The organism is Desulfoluna sp., assembly GCF_030145185.1.
GTDB lineage: Bacteria > Desulfobacterota > Desulfobacteria > Desulfobacterales > Desulfolunaceae > Desulfoluna.
On record NZ_JAQYWB010000064.1, the window covers coordinates 1 to 15,665 of the forward strand.

General features: G+C 54.3%; 13 protein-coding genes. 3 read left to right on the plus strand and 10 right to left on the minus strand.

Annotated features, from left to right (window positions below; translation table 11 throughout):
- A partial coding sequence (locus tag Q1Q75_RS17660; protein WP_300673321.1) for a hypothetical protein occupies window positions 1–205 on the minus strand: 205 nt, incomplete at its 3' end.
- 539 nt (window positions 206–744) lie between these two features.
- Here Q1Q75_RS17660 and Q1Q75_RS17665 point away from each other — a divergent pair.
- Both Q1Q75_RS17665 and Q1Q75_RS17670 read left to right on the plus strand, forming a co-directional pair.
- Window positions 745–1,986: a nucleoside transporter C-terminal domain-containing protein gene (locus tag Q1Q75_RS17665; RefSeq protein ID WP_300673324.1), complete on the plus strand. Its 1,242-nt coding sequence runs from the start codon at window positions 745–747 to the stop codon at window positions 1,984–1,986.
- Window positions 1,987–2,382: 396 nt separating this feature from the next.
- Window positions 2,383–4,371, plus strand: a complete 1,989-nt coding sequence (locus tag Q1Q75_RS17670) for an acyl CoA:acetate/3-ketoacid CoA transferase (RefSeq protein WP_300673326.1) — start codon at window positions 2,383–2,385, stop codon at window positions 4,369–4,371.
- 246 nt (window positions 4,372–4,617) lie between these two features.
- Here Q1Q75_RS17670 and Q1Q75_RS17675 read toward each other — a convergent pair whose 3' ends face one another.
- The 9 genes from Q1Q75_RS17675 to Q1Q75_RS17715 form a co-directional block, all read right to left on the minus strand.
- Window positions 4,618–5,223 carry a DMT family transporter gene (locus Q1Q75_RS17675; RefSeq protein ID WP_300673328.1) on the minus strand — a complete coding sequence of 202 codons (606 nt, stop codon included), beginning with the start codon at window positions 5,221–5,223 and terminating at the stop codon, window positions 4,618–4,620.
- Between the two features lie 24 nt (window positions 5,224–5,247).
- On the minus strand, window positions 5,248–5,499 hold the full coding sequence (locus Q1Q75_RS17680; RefSeq protein WP_300673330.1) for an EamA family transporter: 252 nt from the start codon (window positions 5,497–5,499) through the stop codon (window positions 5,248–5,250).
- Window positions 5,500–5,552: 53 nt separating this feature from the next.
- On the minus strand, window positions 5,553–6,059 hold the full coding sequence (locus Q1Q75_RS17685) for a rod shape-determining protein (protein ID WP_300673332.1): 507 nt from the start codon (window positions 6,057–6,059) through the stop codon (window positions 5,553–5,555).
- 161 nt (window positions 6,060–6,220) lie between these two features.
- Window positions 6,221–7,429 carry an ABC transporter substrate-binding protein gene (locus Q1Q75_RS17690; protein ID WP_300673334.1) on the minus strand — a complete coding sequence of 403 codons (1,209 nt, stop codon included), beginning with the start codon at window positions 7,427–7,429 and terminating at the stop codon, window positions 6,221–6,223.
- 241 nt (window positions 7,430–7,670) lie between these two features.
- Complete coding sequence (locus tag Q1Q75_RS17695; protein ID WP_300673348.1) at window positions 7,671–8,909, minus strand: ABC transporter substrate-binding protein; 1,239 nt, start codon at window positions 8,907–8,909, stop codon at window positions 7,671–7,673.
- A complete protein-coding gene (locus Q1Q75_RS17700) occupies window positions 8,909–9,841 on the minus strand; it encodes a bifunctional 2-polyprenyl-6-hydroxyphenol methylase/3-demethylubiquinol 3-O-methyltransferase UbiG (RefSeq protein WP_300673350.1) in 933 nt (310 codons plus the stop codon). The genes Q1Q75_RS17695 and Q1Q75_RS17700 overlap by 1 nt, the downstream gene beginning before the upstream one ends.
- 42 nt (window positions 9,842–9,883) lie before the next feature.
- Complete coding sequence (locus tag Q1Q75_RS17705; protein ID WP_300673352.1) at window positions 9,884–10,690, minus strand: ABC transporter ATP-binding protein; 807 nt, start codon at window positions 10,688–10,690, stop codon at window positions 9,884–9,886.
- Complete coding sequence (locus Q1Q75_RS17710) at window positions 10,690–11,775, minus strand: iron ABC transporter permease (protein ID WP_300673355.1); 1,086 nt, start codon at window positions 11,773–11,775, stop codon at window positions 10,690–10,692. Before Q1Q75_RS17710 ends, Q1Q75_RS17705 begins: the two co-directional genes overlap by 1 nt.
- A gap of 390 nt (window positions 11,776–12,165) precedes the next feature.
- Window positions 12,166–12,903: a sulfite exporter TauE/SafE family protein gene (locus Q1Q75_RS17715; protein ID WP_300673357.1), complete on the minus strand. Its 738-nt coding sequence runs from the start codon at window positions 12,901–12,903 to the stop codon at window positions 12,166–12,168.
- A gap of 1,340 nt (window positions 12,904–14,243) precedes the next feature.
- Between Q1Q75_RS17715 and Q1Q75_RS17720 the strand changes: the two genes are divergently transcribed.
- Window positions 14,244–15,620 (plus strand): cytosine permease, encoded by a 1,377-nt coding sequence (locus Q1Q75_RS17720; RefSeq protein WP_300673359.1) that lies wholly within the window; start codon window positions 14,244–14,246, stop codon window positions 15,618–15,620.
- Window positions 15,621–15,665 lie beyond the last annotated feature (45 nt).

Sequence of the window (15,665 nt, forward strand, 5' to 3'; positions counted from 1 at the left end):
GGGCCAGGCGGGTGGCAGACTGCTGAGGGACCACGCCGAAGGATAAGACGGGTTTGGGCTCCACCGCCCCTGCCTGCAGAGGAATCAGCAACAGAAGCAGGCACCCGAGAATCCAGGCGGCCGGGGATAAGCCGGTCCGCCGGGGGAGGTGTTGTGATAAAAAGGGCGGCTCCTGGCCGCGGTCAGGGAGGGGCTTTTTGTTCATGGGAAAGCTCCTTTTTATGTCACGATTCAGTTCGCATCAAATCAAAAGAGTTTTGGGGACCAGGGGGAGCAAAAGGGTGCACAGGCACCGTCTCTACGGGGTTTCGCAGGGAGGGATGTTTTCACCGCCCTGGCCGCCTGAGGGAGAGTGAGCGGAAGCGTTTTTTAGAGAATGCAAGTGTCTCAGGCCTGTGTAACGGCGCGTCAGTGAGGTGTCCCATGACGTCTCTATCGATGCCTTGAGAGAATCGGGCGGGCTGCGTTGATGTTGAACGCTCGGGTAACTTTATCTTTATACCAGATTGATTCTCAGACGACAATCGGTCTTTCTCGGGTGACATTTTATTGACTAAGCGCGCGTTTTCTTTTGGCTGTCGCTTATATTTTTTTGTAAATCGGACCGAGATTCGTGTATGGCTATAGGGCGGTTTGACCTGGTGGCCCGTTGACCTGCCTTGGCCCTATTGTCCCATGGCTTTTCCATCGACAGCAACGGGGCTTTGTTGAAAAGAGTGATGAGACGAAATGAAGGAGGCGAACATGATTCAGAGCCTGTTCGGGTTGCTGGTATTGACGGCAATAGCCTGGGGGTTGAGTGAACAGCGGCAGGTGTCTCAGTGGCGCAATATTCTTATTGGGCTGGGACTTCAGTTTTTTCTGGCGCTTCTGCTGTTGAAATGGGCTCTGTTTCGAGACTTTTTTATCATGCTCAACGGGGCGGTTCTCGCCCTGGAAGAAGCCACCCAGGCAGGGACGGGGTTCGTGTTCGGTTACTTAGGGGGGGGGCGCTTTCCCTTTGAGGTGACGGCCCCCGGGGCCGATTTTATTCTCGCCTTTCGCGCCCTTCCCATTCTTCTTGTCATGAGCGCCTTATCCGCCTTGCTTTTTTACTGGCGCGTTCTGCCAAAGATTGTTCAGGGCTTTTCATGGCTTTTGCAGCGCAGCATGGGCGTGGGCGGGGCGCTGGGGGTGGGGGCCGCGGCCAATGTCTTTGTGGGGATGGTGGAGGCTCCGCTGCTGATCCGACCCTATCTGGCACAGCTTACCCGAAGCGAGTTGTTTGCCGTCATGACCTGCGGCATGGCCACGGTGGCCGGGACCGTCCTGGTTCTTTATGCCAGCTTTATCGGAAACATCATCCCCGATGCCCTCGGGCACATTCTGACGGCTTCCTTGATCAGTGTGCCTTCCGCTCTGATGGTTTCAAGGCTGATGGTTCCCGAAACCGGTGAGGAGACCTCCGGGGAGATCGATCCGTCTCAATCCGCGTCCAGCACCATGGATGCCATCAATCAGGGTACCATGGCCGGGTTGACTCTCTTCTTGAACGTCACCGCCATGCTCCTTGTTCTGGTCGCCCTGGTCCATCTCGTGAATCAGATGGTCGGCCTGCTGCCGGACGTCTATGGCTCGGCCTTGTCCCTCCAGCGCATTCTCGGCTGGCTGATGGCCCCCGTGGTCTGGCTCATGGGCATTCCCTGGGCCGAAGCCCAGACGGCAGGGAGCCTCATGGGTGTGAAGACCGTGCTCAATGAACTCCTGGCCTACCTTCAGCTGGCCAGCCTGCCCCCGGGGGCGCTGTCTCCCCGCAGCCAGATGATCATGACCTATGCCCTCTGCGGATTTGCCAACTTTGGCAGCCTGGGTATCATGCTGGGGGGATTCAGTACCATGGTCCCCGAACGCCGCGAAGAGATCGTCGGCCTCGGTTTGAAATCCATTGTTTCAGGAACCCTCGCCACGTGCATGACAGGCGCCATGGTGGGGGTAATGATGAACTGAGAAAGGGAGAGAACAGACCTTGAATGGCAAAGCGGCCCCCTCTGCTCCGCATAGAAGGGGGGGCGGCAGACATGTTCGTGACGGATAGCGTTGACCGCCGGAATGGATTGCTGTTAGTGTGTTTGGTGATTCATTTGACATGAAATAAGCAGGTTAAGCCTGCTCTGTGACCTGCTTTAAATGTGGCGCGCTTTGCCTCCTGAGTTCTTTTACCGAACGGTCCCCACCAAAGTACCTGCAGCTCCGGCCTTTTCGAGGCAGGGAGCTGGCCTTTACGTCCCAAGCGAATGGAGACGCATGGCAGGCCCCAAGGCCCGATGCGCATTCGCGCCCCCGCATTTGAAGTGTTTTCCCTGCCCATAACCTGTTGGAATCTCAAGTGTCGTCCAGGAGGACATGATGGAGAAAAAAAAGCTGTCTCATCCCTTTAATCCAAGCTTAGAGCCCGGTCCCATCCATAAAAACAAAGTGGTGACGGCTGAGGAGGCCGTGGAAATTGTCCAGAATGGCGATGTGATCGGGCTCGGCGGATTTGTCGGGAGCGGTTTCGCAGAGGAGATCGCCCTGGCGTTGGAGTCGCGATTTTTGACGACCGGACATCCCCGGGACCTGACCCTCTATTTTGCGGCCGGACAAGGGGACGGCCGGGACCGGGGGGTCAATCACCTCGCCCATGAGGGGATGATCAAGCGAGCCATCGGCGGGCACTGGGGGCTCATCCCCAAGATGCAGAAGCTGGCCATCGATAACAAGATCGAAGCGTATAATTTTCCCCAGGGCTGCCTGGCTCATATGTTGAGGGATGCCGGGGCGCATAAGCCCAGGACCATTACCCGAGTGGGGCTCGGGACGTATATCGATCCCCGTCACGGTGGGGGAAAGATCAACGAGCGGACCACCGAGGAGCTGGTGGAGCTGGTGACGTTTGACGGGAAAGAATATCTGGCCTACAAAACCCAGCCCATCGATGTGGCCTTTATTCGAGGCACCACCGCCGATATGGATGGGAACATCAGCATGGAGAAGGAGGCCTTGACCTTAGAGAGCCTTTCCCTGGCCATCGCTGCGAAAAACAACGACGGGTTTGTCATTGTCCAGGTGGAACGGGTCGCCGAAAAGGGGGCGCTTCCGCAGCGAAACGTTAAAATTCCGGGGGTTATGGTGGATTGCGTGGTGGTGGCGACCGCGCCTGAAAACCACATGCAGACCTTTGACGTGGCCTACAGCCCCGCCTTTGCCGGGGAGTTCCGGGTTCCCCTCTCCTCCATCAAGCCTCTCCCCTTAGACGAGCGCAAAATCATTGCGAGGCGAGCCGCCTTTGAGTTGATCCCCAACAGCGTCGTGAACTTAGGGATCGGGATGCCGGAAGGGGTGGCCAACGTGGCCGCCGAGGAGAATGTCTTTGATTACATCACCCTGACGGCAGAGCCTGGGGTCATCGGAGGCATTCCGGCCGGCGGCTTGAGCTTTGGTGCCGCCGCCAATGTGGATGCCATCATCGATCAGCCCTATCAGTTTGATTTTTATGATGGCGGTGGGCTGGATCTTTGCGTCCTCGGCCTTGCGCAGGCCGATCAGGCGGGCAATTTAAATGTCAGTAAATTCGGGTCGAGGCTTGCCGGATGCGGCGGGTTTATCAATATCAGCCAGAACGCCAAGAAGATTGTCTTTGTGGGGACCTTTACCGCCGGGGGGCTGAAGGTCTCCGTGGCCGACGGGACACTTCGCATCGACCAGGAGGGGAAAACCAAAAAATTTGTGGACGCGGTGGAGCAGATTACCTTTTCGGGACAGATTGCGACGGAGACCGGATATCCGGTTCTTTATATCACCGAACGATGCGTCTTCGAGCTTTCATCGGAGGGGCTGGTGCTGACGGAGATCGCACCGGGGATCGACCTCGAACGGGATATTCTGTCACAGATGGATTTTCGGCCGGTGATCACGGGAGAGCCCCGGCTCATGGATCGGCGCCTTTTTGCCCCCGAGGCCATGGGGCTCAAGGGCGAGCTCCTCTCCATTCCCCTCGAACGCCGTCTGGGTTACGACCCGGATCAAGGGGTGTTCTACGTTAACTTCGAAGGCCTCTCCATCCGCTCCCGTGATGAAATTGTGTCGATCGAAGCGCAGGTGGCCGCCATCCTGTCCCCCGTGGGCGCGAGGGTGAAAGCCATTGTGAACTATGACAACTTTGATATTTCTCCAGAGCTGATTGATGAGTACATGGATATGGTGAAATCCATCATGGATCGTTTCTACAGCGATGTGACGCGCTACACCACCAGTACCTTTATGCGGATGAAGATGGGGGAGTCCCTGAAAGCGAGAAATCTCTCGCCCCATATTTATGAAACACGCTCGGAAGCCTCAGCGGCTCTCAAGTAAGACATTGCAATGCCCGTGGCCTTCAAGGTGGCACACCTTGCCGCCGGAGTTATTCCGGTTCATGTCAACCCGTGAATTGGCACTGAAGCACCGGCAGCTCATGCCCTTGCGACAGCCGTTGCCTTCCCTCAGCCATCACGCGAATGCGGAAGCGAGGTACCCGGAGTACCAGCCGCCGAAGAGCATTCGCAAACCCGCTTTCAAGGTGGCGCCACCTTGCCGCCGGAGGCCTGCTTTTTTCAATCCTTATTTTTTAAGCAGAAAGACCCCGACAAAGATCATCCCGGTGGATAGAACGTCCATCAGCTCGATGGGCTCGCCCACAAGGAGCCACCCGATGAAAAGGGCGACCACCGGGGGCAGGTAGGTGACGGAGGATGCGGCCACGGCGCCCAGGGTCTCTACGATGTAGTAGTAGAGGATGTAGGCGAGGCCGGTGCCGAGGATGCCCAGGCCCACGATGAGGCCGATGGAGGCGTGGGGGTCGGTCCAGAGGGTACCGATTCCGGCGGTGTCTGTGAGAAGGGACAGGATGAGAAGACCGAAGCCGAGCTGGTAGGTGGTCAGCGCCGCCGCCGGGATGCGCAAGGGGACGATAAACTTGCGGGCGTAGACAAAGGAGCCACCCACGCTTAACGAGCCGGCGATCATGTAGCCGATCCCTTCCAGATTGGTGGTGAGCACTTCCTGGCCAGAGGGCCGGGCAATGAGCACCACACCTGCAAACGCGATGAGCACGCCGGTAATGTTGCGCACGGAGGCCTTCTCTTCAGGGATAAAAAGGAGGGCCATGATAAAGGCAAAAAGGGGGATCGCGCCGCTGACCGCCCCGGCAATGCCGGAGAGCAGCAAATCCGCGCCTTTCGAAAAGACGTCTTAGTAGAAGGCGGTGGCCAGGATGGACATCACGATAAAATGGTGCGCATGGCGAAGGTGACGCAGGTGGAGCGACCGCCTGGCCCCCGCATAGATCAGCACAGGGATCAACCCGAAGAGCACCCGGAATAAGACAATCTGCCCGGGCGATATCAGGGCAACCGCCATTTTCATGTAGATAAAGTTGCTTCCCCAGACGGCTCCGAGAACGGCGAAAATAAGAAGGGGAAGATGTTTTCTCTGGGACGTCATGGGTTGCGGGTCCTTATGGTGTGGAAAGAAGGAGCCTCTTTCGCATTACGAATTTATTCAACGATAAGAACGTCTCCTGGTTCTGGAAGACGAAGTGCCATTAACTCAGCGTCTTTGAGTTCTCGGCCAAACCATAGATAGGCCTTTCTGGCTCCCACGGCATACGATAATTTTATTAATGCCTTATTTTCACTGTGAGAGGGTGCCCCACCCATTTTTTTTGTTGGATGCATAATGATGATGGGTTTAACCCATTTCTTTCTTTCGGTAATTTTCGACATAAAATGCACCAACGTGGCGTGTGCAACGTCGAAATCACTTATGCCGCCTTCTGGATGAGAAAAACCATTATGAATCGAAATGTCAGGATTTGATGTCTTTTCAACGTCAGCCCCAATCGCAAGGATGATTTTTTTACCCTGCCTGTTTTTTTTTATCGCCAGAAGTGGCCTGTCTTCATACGTTTTCCCCGTTTCGACATGCTTCACGGACACCCAGTCACCGCTGAATTTTATATAAAAAGTATGTCGAAAGAATGTGTCACACAAAAAATTAAGCATGGTTTATCTTCCCTGAAGCCATCGAACGCGCACGGATGGGCTTGTGCTCCTGCGGCATGGGCGTGATCGTTTGAGGTGACCCGGTCCTTATACCCGCATACAAGGCCAGGTCCCTGGAGACGTCAGCATAGCATGACGAATGGGGCTTGGAGGGCGTGCTTTTAAAAATCAGACTCAACGGTCCAGTCAAGCAATTGAACCGCACGGAGTTTCTTTGCGGTTTTTCGGTCCACCCCATAGATGGTCTGGTAGAAATCGAGGACCCATTGATGAACCTTTATGTCGGCAAACCGGTCGGGGTATGCTGTTTTTGCGATGACCATCAAGTCGATGGGGTGTTCGATTCGTGATGCATCGCAGTTTGACGGGGTGAAGGGGAGGGCGCTGACGTTTTTTTCCCTCACCGCTTTCAGGTCCTGGAAATCCTGGTAGTAGGGAGCGTTGTAGATCTCTTCAGGGGGATGATACCCGAAGGACGTTGTGAGAATGAGAATGTCCGGGTTGATGGCGAAAACCTGTTCGGCGCTTAGCAATCCTGTGTCCGGGGTATGATATTTTACGTTGTACGCACTCTTCGCGTTGACGATCTCTTCGATATAATACTTGATGATGCCACTTCGGGCATTCCCGGCGCCTCCGGCGCTTCTGGCTTTGGATGAAAGCCCCAATGCCAGGACCCTTGGTTTTTGAGATTCGGGGACGTCCTTTGTTCTATCCTGAATGGCTTTGACGCTGTTTTGGAGAATGGCCGCGATCTGATTGGCTTTTTCTTCTTTGCCGAATATTTGGCCGATCAGGCGAATCTCTTCGGGGATTTTATTGAGATTCGGGGTGTCAAGGCATGGGGGGGCAAACAGAGTGACAACGGGTATCCCAAGGGACTCAATGATGGTGATGTTTTTGGTCAGGATCTGGCTGGAGGTGCCCCAGGAGGCAGAGCAGGAACCGGCTCTTATAATGACGACATCCGGCTCCAGGCTCGCAAGGGTTTCAAAGTTGATCCCGCTTGCGTCTTTAACCAGGGGTAAATGGGCAAATCTGGGATTCAGATACCGGACAGGATTCATGCAGTCGGTATATGAGTAGTCCTTTCCTGAGATGCTGGGGATGGTATAACTGGATGTTTTTCTCAAGGATTTTGAGCCCAGTCCGACAATTTTTTTGGATTCCCCTAAAAGGGTGATGATCCCTTCGGTCAGCCCATCGTCTATGGTGACAATTCGGTGAAGGGTGGCCGGTATTCTGACCTGTTCACCCCGGAGATCGGTGATGACCCGGTAGTCCTCGGCAGCCAGATTCTGTATGCCGATGGTAAAGAAAAAAAATAAAAAAAGAATGATGTATGCTGCGGAACCGCGAGTGGGTTTCATGATGTCTGCTCCATCTCTAAAAATCTGTTGAGTATGCGTTTATTGGTCTTCGTCATCGTTTGGGCCGCGACCTTCAAAAAAACCGAGAAAGATCGACCGAAACGGAGCGCCGCACTCCGGTGCGGCTTTTTAGTCCGTCGTTACCCGTGCCGTACAGGAGTGCGGCGCTCCAGGGGACAAGGGTGTTCGGGGGGTGATGTAATACGCGGATGGCCCAAACGATGATCAAGGCCCGTTTATTCTATAAAATAAGGCCAGACGTTTCGTCTGCGGCGGGGCCGCCGGAGGCCTTTTTCAGGGTCCAGTCCATCCATTGGGCGGACCGGAGGCCTTGAGCCGTTTCCGTGTCCACCCCGTAGACATGTTGGTAAAAATCGAGCAGCCAGTCGGCCAGGTTCACATCCTGAAAACGTTTCGGATAGGATGCCTTGGCGATGACCATGGCGTCGATGGGATACTCCAGCCGTTTGGAGCAGTTGCAGGGAGACCAGGGCAGGGCGGCCACGCGTCTGTTCTTTACGGCCGAAAGATCTTGAAGGTTCTGGTAATAAGGGGCCTCATACAGCTCTCTTGGAGGATGGTAGCCAGAGGCTGTGCAGAGGACGATTACATCCGGATTCAAGGCCAGCAGCTGTTCTGCGTTGATCTTCTTGAAATAGCCCGATTCCCTGAAGGCGTTTCTGGCGTGGACGATCTCTTCCACGAAATGAGCCTCGATGGTGTTCAACCCGAACACCTGGCCCGCTCCGCCGGCTTTTCTCGCTCTGGGGGAGGGTCCGAAGACCAGGGTGGTGGGTTTCTCCTCTTCGGGAATGGATTGGGTCCTCTCCTGAATCATCGCCACCTGGGCCTGGAGATACCCGGCAAGTTCGAAAGCCTTGGCCCTCTTATTAAACACCTCCCCCACAATTCTGATCTCTTCTGAGATTCCGGAGACCGAAGGGGCCTTCCCGCAGTTGGTCCCATGGATCACCACCACCGGAAATCCAAGGGCTTCCACCATTTCAATGGTCTTCGTGGCGGTTTCATCTCCTTCATAGCGAAGGGTGCAGGAGCCGATTCTCACGATCACCACCTCCGGGTCCGCCTTGACCAGCGCCTCATAATTGATCGGGGTTCCGGATTTTGCCACCCGGGGCAGGTCCTTGATCCACGGGTTGAGGCGGAGTACCGGGTTCATGCCGTCCTGGCAGGAAAAATTCTGTCCAGACACCGAAGGAAAAGAGTATTTGAAATGTCTCTGAAGGCACGATGACCCCACGGCGACCAGGGTCTCCTGGACGCCCAGGGCGGTCATGACCCCTTCCACAAGCCCGTCGCTGACCGTGGCCACCCGCTTGATCTCAGAGGGAATCGAGACCTGGATTCCGCGGCTGTCCACGACGGTCCGTTGGGGCTCGGCCAGGCAGGGTGCTCCCTGCAACGCAGTCACCAGCCAGACAAGGGTGAGGATCATAGGCAGGGTCGATTTTCCGGGCATTATGACACTCCAATGCTGCTTTTTATGGGTGAAGGCGCGCGGCGGCTCAGCGAAGGAAGGCCCTTTTTGTCACGGGACTCCCCTGCGTTTTGTGAGGTGACGTCCCACCATATTTTTACCCGTGTCGATGAGTTTTTCTGGATCCAGTGGCCGTCTTTCTCCAAAAGGTTTTTCTCCAGATAATTTTTAAGCAGGGTCTCCTGGGCTTGGTTTTTTATCTGGTACCTGCGCTTGGACTGATCCACGGCATCTGCCAGGGAGTCATAGACGGTGTCGTGATCTATGGTGAAGACCTCCATGTTTGGATAGATGCCCATCTGATAGAGCAGGTTGTACAGGGTGTCGCATCGGGGCATGGGAGTGTAGGGGGTGTTGTGGAGGGTTTTCCAGAGATATTGGGAGTGTTTGTCCCAGGCGGTTTCCCCGGCAAACCAGAGGAGGCAGACATAACGTGAAGAGACGTGAACCATTTTCTCGATGGCCGCTTTCATGTTTTCCATGCCCAGGGAAAAAGAGGCAATCACCAGGTCGTAGGGGGGGAGCAGGTCGGTTTCGCAGCAGACCTCCTCCCATCTTTTCTGGACCAGATGAATGTTGGTTCGCCCCGCTGCCCGGGCATGGTCTGTCAGGAGGTCCGTCATCCCTTCCGCAGGTTCCACGGCCGTCACCTGGGCGAACCGGCAGGCCATGGGAATGGCGAGGTTTCCAGGGCCGGCCCCTACATCCAGAATGCGTGAGTTGGCGCTTAAGTCAAACCCTGACAGCGTTCGCTCCAGGCGGTGATCCATATTTTTTCGGGTCATCTCCCAAAATCGTTTGGCAGCTGTTCGATCTTGCCACTGAGATCCGCAATCGTTCTGGATGATCTCGTTGTGTTTTCGAACCTGTTTACTCCACACGTCATTCCAACGTTCTGCTGTATTGGCTTTCATCCGTCTTTTTTACTCCATCATAAAAGGTTGTCTGCCTGTCTTTCACATCGCTCGGAGTTGCCCCTTGGGACGCCCTTCTGTCAAATGACTCGGAAACACTATTTTTGACCCATTCAGTCGGCCCACGTCACACATATCGCTGTAAATCAGATTCAATGTCTCCCGGGTGATGACCTGCTCGGGTTTGCCCTTGGCCACCACCTTTCGGTCGCCCAGCACCACCACCTCATCGCAGAACCAGGACACATGATTGGGGTCGTGGGTGCAGGCCAGAATGGTGACGCCGCTGTCTGCAATTTTTCTGATGGTGTTCCAGATTTTGATCTGGTTTGAAAAATCAAGGGCCGAGGTGGGCTCATCCAGAAACATAATCTCCGTCTCCTGGGCGATGGCTCGGGCCATGAGCACCATTTGCCGCTGCCCACCGGACAGGGAGTTGTAGGTCTTGTCAGCCAGGTGTTCCATGGACAGAAGCGCCAGGGCCTCTTCTGCTTTTTCTTTCTCCTGCCTGGTCACCCCGAAGAGTCCGTTCATGTGCGGGGTTCGCCCCATGAGCACCACTTCTCTGACAAGATAGGGAAAGGGTGGTTTGTGGTCCTGGGGGACGTAGGCCACGGTTTTTGCCATCTCCCGGATGCCCATTTTGTGAATACTTTTTCCCTTCATCATGACCCGGCCCTCTTGGAAGGTGAGCAGCTTCAGGCAGCATCGGAACAGCGTGGATTTGCCGCTTCCATTGGGTCCGAACAAGCCGCAAAGGCTCCCTCGGCCCACATGGAAGGTGATGCCATCAAGGATCGACTCTTCTCTGGACCCGTAACTGCAGTTCAACGCGTCAACATGAAGCATTACACGCCTCCGAATGCCGACTGTCCCCGGGACCTGAGAAGAAAAAACAGGTAGGGGGCGCCGGCGATGGATGTGATGATTCCGATGGGGATTTCCACGTCGAGAAGTGTTCGTGCCGCGGTGTCACAGCAGATCAGGTAAATCCCGCCAAGAATGGAGGCCAAAGGAATCAGGTACCGGTGATCCGGTCCGAGGATCATTCGGGCCGCATGGGGCATCATCAGCCCCACCCAGGCGATGATGCCCGCCGATGAAACGGCCACGGCCGTGGACAGGGTGGCCAGCGTAATCAAGATAAATTTCAGGAGTTCAGGGTTGACCCCCAGGGTTTTGGCCTCATCATCCCCCATGGAGAGAATGTTGAGTTTCCAGCTTTGGGACCAGATGATGACAAAGGAGGTCAAAATAATGGGGGTGAGAAGGGCGACGTCGTTCCAGGACGCATAGTAAAAACCGCCCATGAGCCAGAAGACGATCTCACGCAGGGCGGAATCTTCAGCGATGAATTTCATGATTCCCACCAGCGCAGAAAACACCGATCCCACGATCACACCGGAAAGGATGAGCAGGATCACGGGTGTCTCGCCACGGGTATGCGCCAGAAAGTAAGCGATGGTGACGGCGGCTAAAGCGAAGAGGAAGGCCAGGGACTGAACGGAGAGGAAAAAACCCGGAAGGACGATTCCCAAAGCGGCTCCGAAGGCGGCTCCGGATGAGATCCCGAGAATGTAGGGCTCCACCAGTGGGTTTCGAAAGCACCCCTGAAACACGGCCCCGGACAGGGACAGGGCAATGCCTGTGTTGATCGCCAGAAGGATTCTCGGAAGCCTGATTTTCCACACAATGGTGTTGTGAAGGCGATCGACCGCCGGCAGGGTAAAGAAGGGGTCGCAATGAAATCGGATGACATGGAGGATGTCGGAGACATCAAGCTGATAAGCCCCACAGGTCATGGCGGCCAAGGCCACCCCCACGAGCAGGAGAAAGGAGAGAAGGAGGATGACACATTTCCGGTCGAGGAGAGCCCATGCCCGTCCGGTTTGGCGATGAATCTTTACAACATGACCCGTGCTTGCATTCAACATAGCATTTCTCCAAAAAAAAACCCAAAAGGCAATGACTTAAAACAGAGCCTTCGTGGCTTGAATTCAGGTGAAAATGAATGTGCAAAACGGGTACCTCAAAAAGAGGGACTGCAATCCTTATTAAAATAAGGACGTCTTCTTTTTCCTTGTAACGATCGAGGAAATATGGGCCACAGCCTTCATGGCTGTTATATAACTTTTACTACGATTATGGGCCTTGAATGTCAATATTAATCTATATTTCATTGGTGTAGAAAATAACAACCTCTGGCGTTGAACGATTCGGGCTAAAAAGGGCTTCAATAATGTCTGAACCACGAAAAGCACGATAAAAGCCATAGGTCTAAAATAAAAGTAACGATTCAGCTCATGAAAGGTTGGGGTGTCTTTTTACAAAATAGCCAACATGGCTTTGTAAAGAATCATTCCCCCCATTGCTCCCAGAATCGAAAAGAAAATTTTCCGATACGAAAAATCCCCGACAACCTGTGAAAGACGAATGCCGATCCAGCATCCGGTGACGGCGGAGGGGAGGGCCACCAGGGCCAGGGTGAGGGAGGCGAGGCTTTGAAATCCGGCCAGGGTCTGGGCGGTGATCATGATGGCTCCGGCGCACATGAAGAAACTGCCGATGCCGGCTTTGATCTGGTCCTGTTTCCAGCCGGTCAGAGAGGTGTAGACGATGGTGGGGGGCCCTCCCATGCCAAAGGAGGTGCCGATGGCTGACGAACAGAAACCCGCAAGAACGCCCCAGTATCTGGACACCACGCGCCGGGAGGTTCCTTCAAAGAAGAGGCCCCAGCAGGCGTAGGCGATGAGAAAGAGGCCCATGGCGAGTTTCAGGGCGTCACCGGGGAGTCTTTTCATGAGGGTGACGCCGGTGAGGGCACCGGGGAGGGCGCCGAGGATGAGGGGGCGGAGTCGGTTCCAGTCTGCGTATTTTCGAAAGGTGAGCCCCATCTGCAGGCTCATGGCGAGGCCGATGATGGTTCCGGCGGGGATGGCGAGGGGCAGCTCAATGAATTGGGTGGTCAGAGGTGTGGCGACAAGGGCGCATCCGAACCCGGCGAAGCCGTTGACAAAGCCGCCGAGTCCCCAGAAGAGGGCCATGATCAGGTAGTCATTCATGTCTTGAATCTTTCAAAAACGATGCCCAGCCTCTTCATTACGGAGAGCATTGGACCTCTGTATTAAAATTCAAGTCAATAACGCTTTGGCCTGTGTTTGTAAAAGACTCTTTTTTATGTCGCAGAGAGAGGGCTCAGGCTGACAGGGGCCTTTCTCTATCTCCCGGGGTTTTCTCCGGTCTTGAGTCGGGGGACCGGGCACCCCTTTTAATCGAGTGTTCGAGAAAATTTTCCCGGCTGTCTGCAAAAATTGATTAATGTGGCTGAAAAAAGTATAGTTGTCATTGGGCCGGTTTCCGGCCATTGAAGGACGCATTTCTGGTTGTGCCAGCCTTGTATAAACGCACGGTGAATGTGTCGGCTTTCGTCCGGCTTTTCCCGTCAATACGGGCTTCGACTGTGAATCAGTCGGTGAGATCGCAGATGGGTATCAGCGGTATGGGCCGATGGAATGAGGCTGGTTCTCCCAGGGTTCGGCGTACGCCACTTTAAATAAGGAGACACGGGCATGGGCGAAAAGGGAAAAAAAGACAAGGGCAAGAAGGAAGACCAGAAAAAAGCTCAACTGAGTCTCAAGGAAAAAAGAAAAGTGAAAAAAGATAAGAAATCCTGATGAAAGGGCGTCTCATCAGGCGTTAAATGATGAACACAGACGTTATGTGGCTGTAGCGATAAGAGATCCTTCGAACTGTCACACACCGCGTCATGGTTTATTTGCAAGGGAGTGGGGTCAGGCTATGCTTTGACAACGCTCCTTTTTTAATTTTAGCCTCCCTCCCCTTCGTTCAGGGCCGCCTCGATACCTCTTCCCCTCCAACCGACCTCCCCAAGCCCCCCTGTGGCTCACGGGTGAGCACCCTCGAATGACGGTTAAGATCCCCCATGCTCCTCGAAACCCTGTTTATCGTTATGAGAATGATGGCTTTCTGTGATGGCCGTGACCGGTTGGTTTCGATCTGCGTTTAAATGGGTGGGTTGGGTCTTTCTGTGGTGTGTGGGGGCGCGATGTGGATTGATTATTATAATGATAATATTTATCAGAGTGATAATTCGTTGACGGACGGTCATTTTCTATAGTGAACAATATAAACTGCATTATCAGATGTTTTTCATTATTTTCCTTAAAAGAGTCATCTGGCGTACAATTTGCAAAACCTCACGGGCAGGAGATTCATTGGATGCGGTTCTCGAAGCGCCGGATGGGAGGAGCTTTGGCTTTTTCTCCGTGCTGTGACGAGCCGGTTCGTCAAGGTGAAAATCAGTCCCTTACGGGGGGCACGGAGGGTTTGACCGTGCCGGGCTGATTTTCCCAAACAACATGTTGATATGTGAGGTAATCAGATGAGTAGTGATGTTTGCAACAAAGACCTTCTTCCGACGACGGCGTCTGGAAGGACCTTGAGTTTTCTTGATTTTACTCTCCTTTGGGCGGGGATGACCGTTAATATTGCCGGTTTTGCCATCGGGGCTCAGTTATACCCCCAGCTTGCGCCTGTTTCTGTTCTCTGGGCGATTTTCGGCGCCTACATGATGGTGACCGTGTTGCTCGTGCTTAACGGGGACATGGGGATTAAGTATGGGATCACCTTTGCCGTCTATATGCGGGCATGCTACGGGTACAAGGGCTCGTGGATACCCGGGCTGATTCGAACCATTCCCTGCTTTTTCTGGTTCGGGTTTCAGACCTGGGTGGGGGCTCTGGCCATTGACTCGGTGGTGAGCATGCTCACCGGGTTCACCTGTCTTCCACTCTGGATTATCCTGTTTGCGGCCATGCAAATCGTCAACGCCGTGTATGGGTTGAAAGCGATGGCAAAATTTGATCTGGTGGCTATCCCCATGCTCGCCATCGTCTTTATTGCTATCTTTTTGTGGATGCTTAAAGCCAATGACGCGTCTTTCGTTGCAGACATTCTTCATGCTCCGGCTGAAAACACCTACTCCATGGCCTTTGCCATCATGGGGATCGCCGGTGGGTGGATCACCATGGCGTTGAACAGCCCGGACCTGACCCGTCAGCTCAAGATCAAAAACATCGATGGCCAGGGCTTTGTCGGCCGTAACACGATCCCCTTTGCCGGGCAGTTTCTGGGGCTGGTGTTTGCCGGTGCTCTGATTCTTATCGTGGGCCTTACCTCCAGTATTCTCATCGGAGAATGGAACCCTATTGATGTGGTGGCAAAGACCTTCGGCCCGGACAAGCCCATCATTCTTTTTATTTGTTTTTTGACCATCACCTTTGCCCAGTGGTCTACCAACACGGCTGCCAACCTGATGCCGCCGACGTATATCCTCCTCAACTCTTTTCCCAAGCTTTCCTACGCCAAGGCCACAGTGATCAGTGGCATTATAGGCATTGCGATCATGCCCTGGGAGTTCTGTGATTATCTCGTGCAGTTTCAGGTTTTTTCCTCCAGCCTTTTGGGCCCCATCTGCGGCATCATGCTCGCCGATTATTACATCATCCGCAAGATGGTCCTCAACGTGGAGGATCTATATAAAAGCAGCGGTCAGTACACCTACGCAGGGGGCTTCAACCCGGCGGCCATCATCACCACCCTGGGGGCCTTTGTGGTCGGTTACTTTGTTCCGGATTATGCCTTTTTCGTCACCTTTATCATCGGCGTTGTCGGCTACCTTATCCTGATGCGCTGTATGGTCATGCCCAAATACGAACAGAATGTGGGCCGGGAAGTGCTTCTGACTGTGGAAGAGTAGGCAGTCCCCTCAGCCTTCACGCGAATGCGAACGCATTTCAGCCCG

Coding starts and splice junctions, on each gene's coding strand:
- Q1Q75_RS17700 (WP_300673350.1), bottom strand. CDS start 9,841: ATGAAAGCCAATACAGCAGAACGTTGGAATGACGTGTGGAGTAAACAG.
- Q1Q75_RS17710 (WP_300673355.1), bottom strand. CDS start 11,775: ATGTTGAATGCAAGCACGGGTCATGTTGTAAAGATTCATCGCCAAACC.
- Q1Q75_RS17685 (WP_300673332.1), bottom strand. CDS start 6,059: ATGCTTAATTTTTTGTGTGACACATTCTTTCGACATACTTTTTATATA.
- Q1Q75_RS17715 (WP_300673357.1), bottom strand. CDS start 12,903: ATGAATGACTACCTGATCATGGCCCTCTTCTGGGGACTCGGCGGCTTT.
- Q1Q75_RS17690 (WP_300673334.1), bottom strand. CDS start 7,429: ATGAAACCCACTCGCGGTTCCGCAGCATACATCATTCTTTTTTTATTT.
- Q1Q75_RS17695 (WP_300673348.1), bottom strand. CDS start 8,909: ATGCCCGGAAAATCGACCCTGCCTATGATCCTCACCCTTGTCTGGCTG.
- Q1Q75_RS17720 (WP_300673359.1), top strand. CDS start 14,244: ATGAGTAGTGATGTTTGCAACAAAGACCTTCTTCCGACGACGGCGTCT.
- Q1Q75_RS17705 (WP_300673352.1), bottom strand. CDS start 10,690: ATGCTTCATGTTGACGCGTTGAACTGCAGTTACGGGTCCAGAGAAGAG.
- Q1Q75_RS17665 (WP_300673324.1), top strand. CDS start 745: ATGATTCAGAGCCTGTTCGGGTTGCTGGTATTGACGGCAATAGCCTGG.
- Q1Q75_RS17680 (WP_300673330.1), bottom strand. CDS start 5,499: ATGACGTCCCAGAGAAAACATCTTCCCCTTCTTATTTTCGCCGTTCTC.
- Q1Q75_RS17670 (WP_300673326.1), top strand. CDS start 2,383: ATGATGGAGAAAAAAAAGCTGTCTCATCCCTTTAATCCAAGCTTAGAG.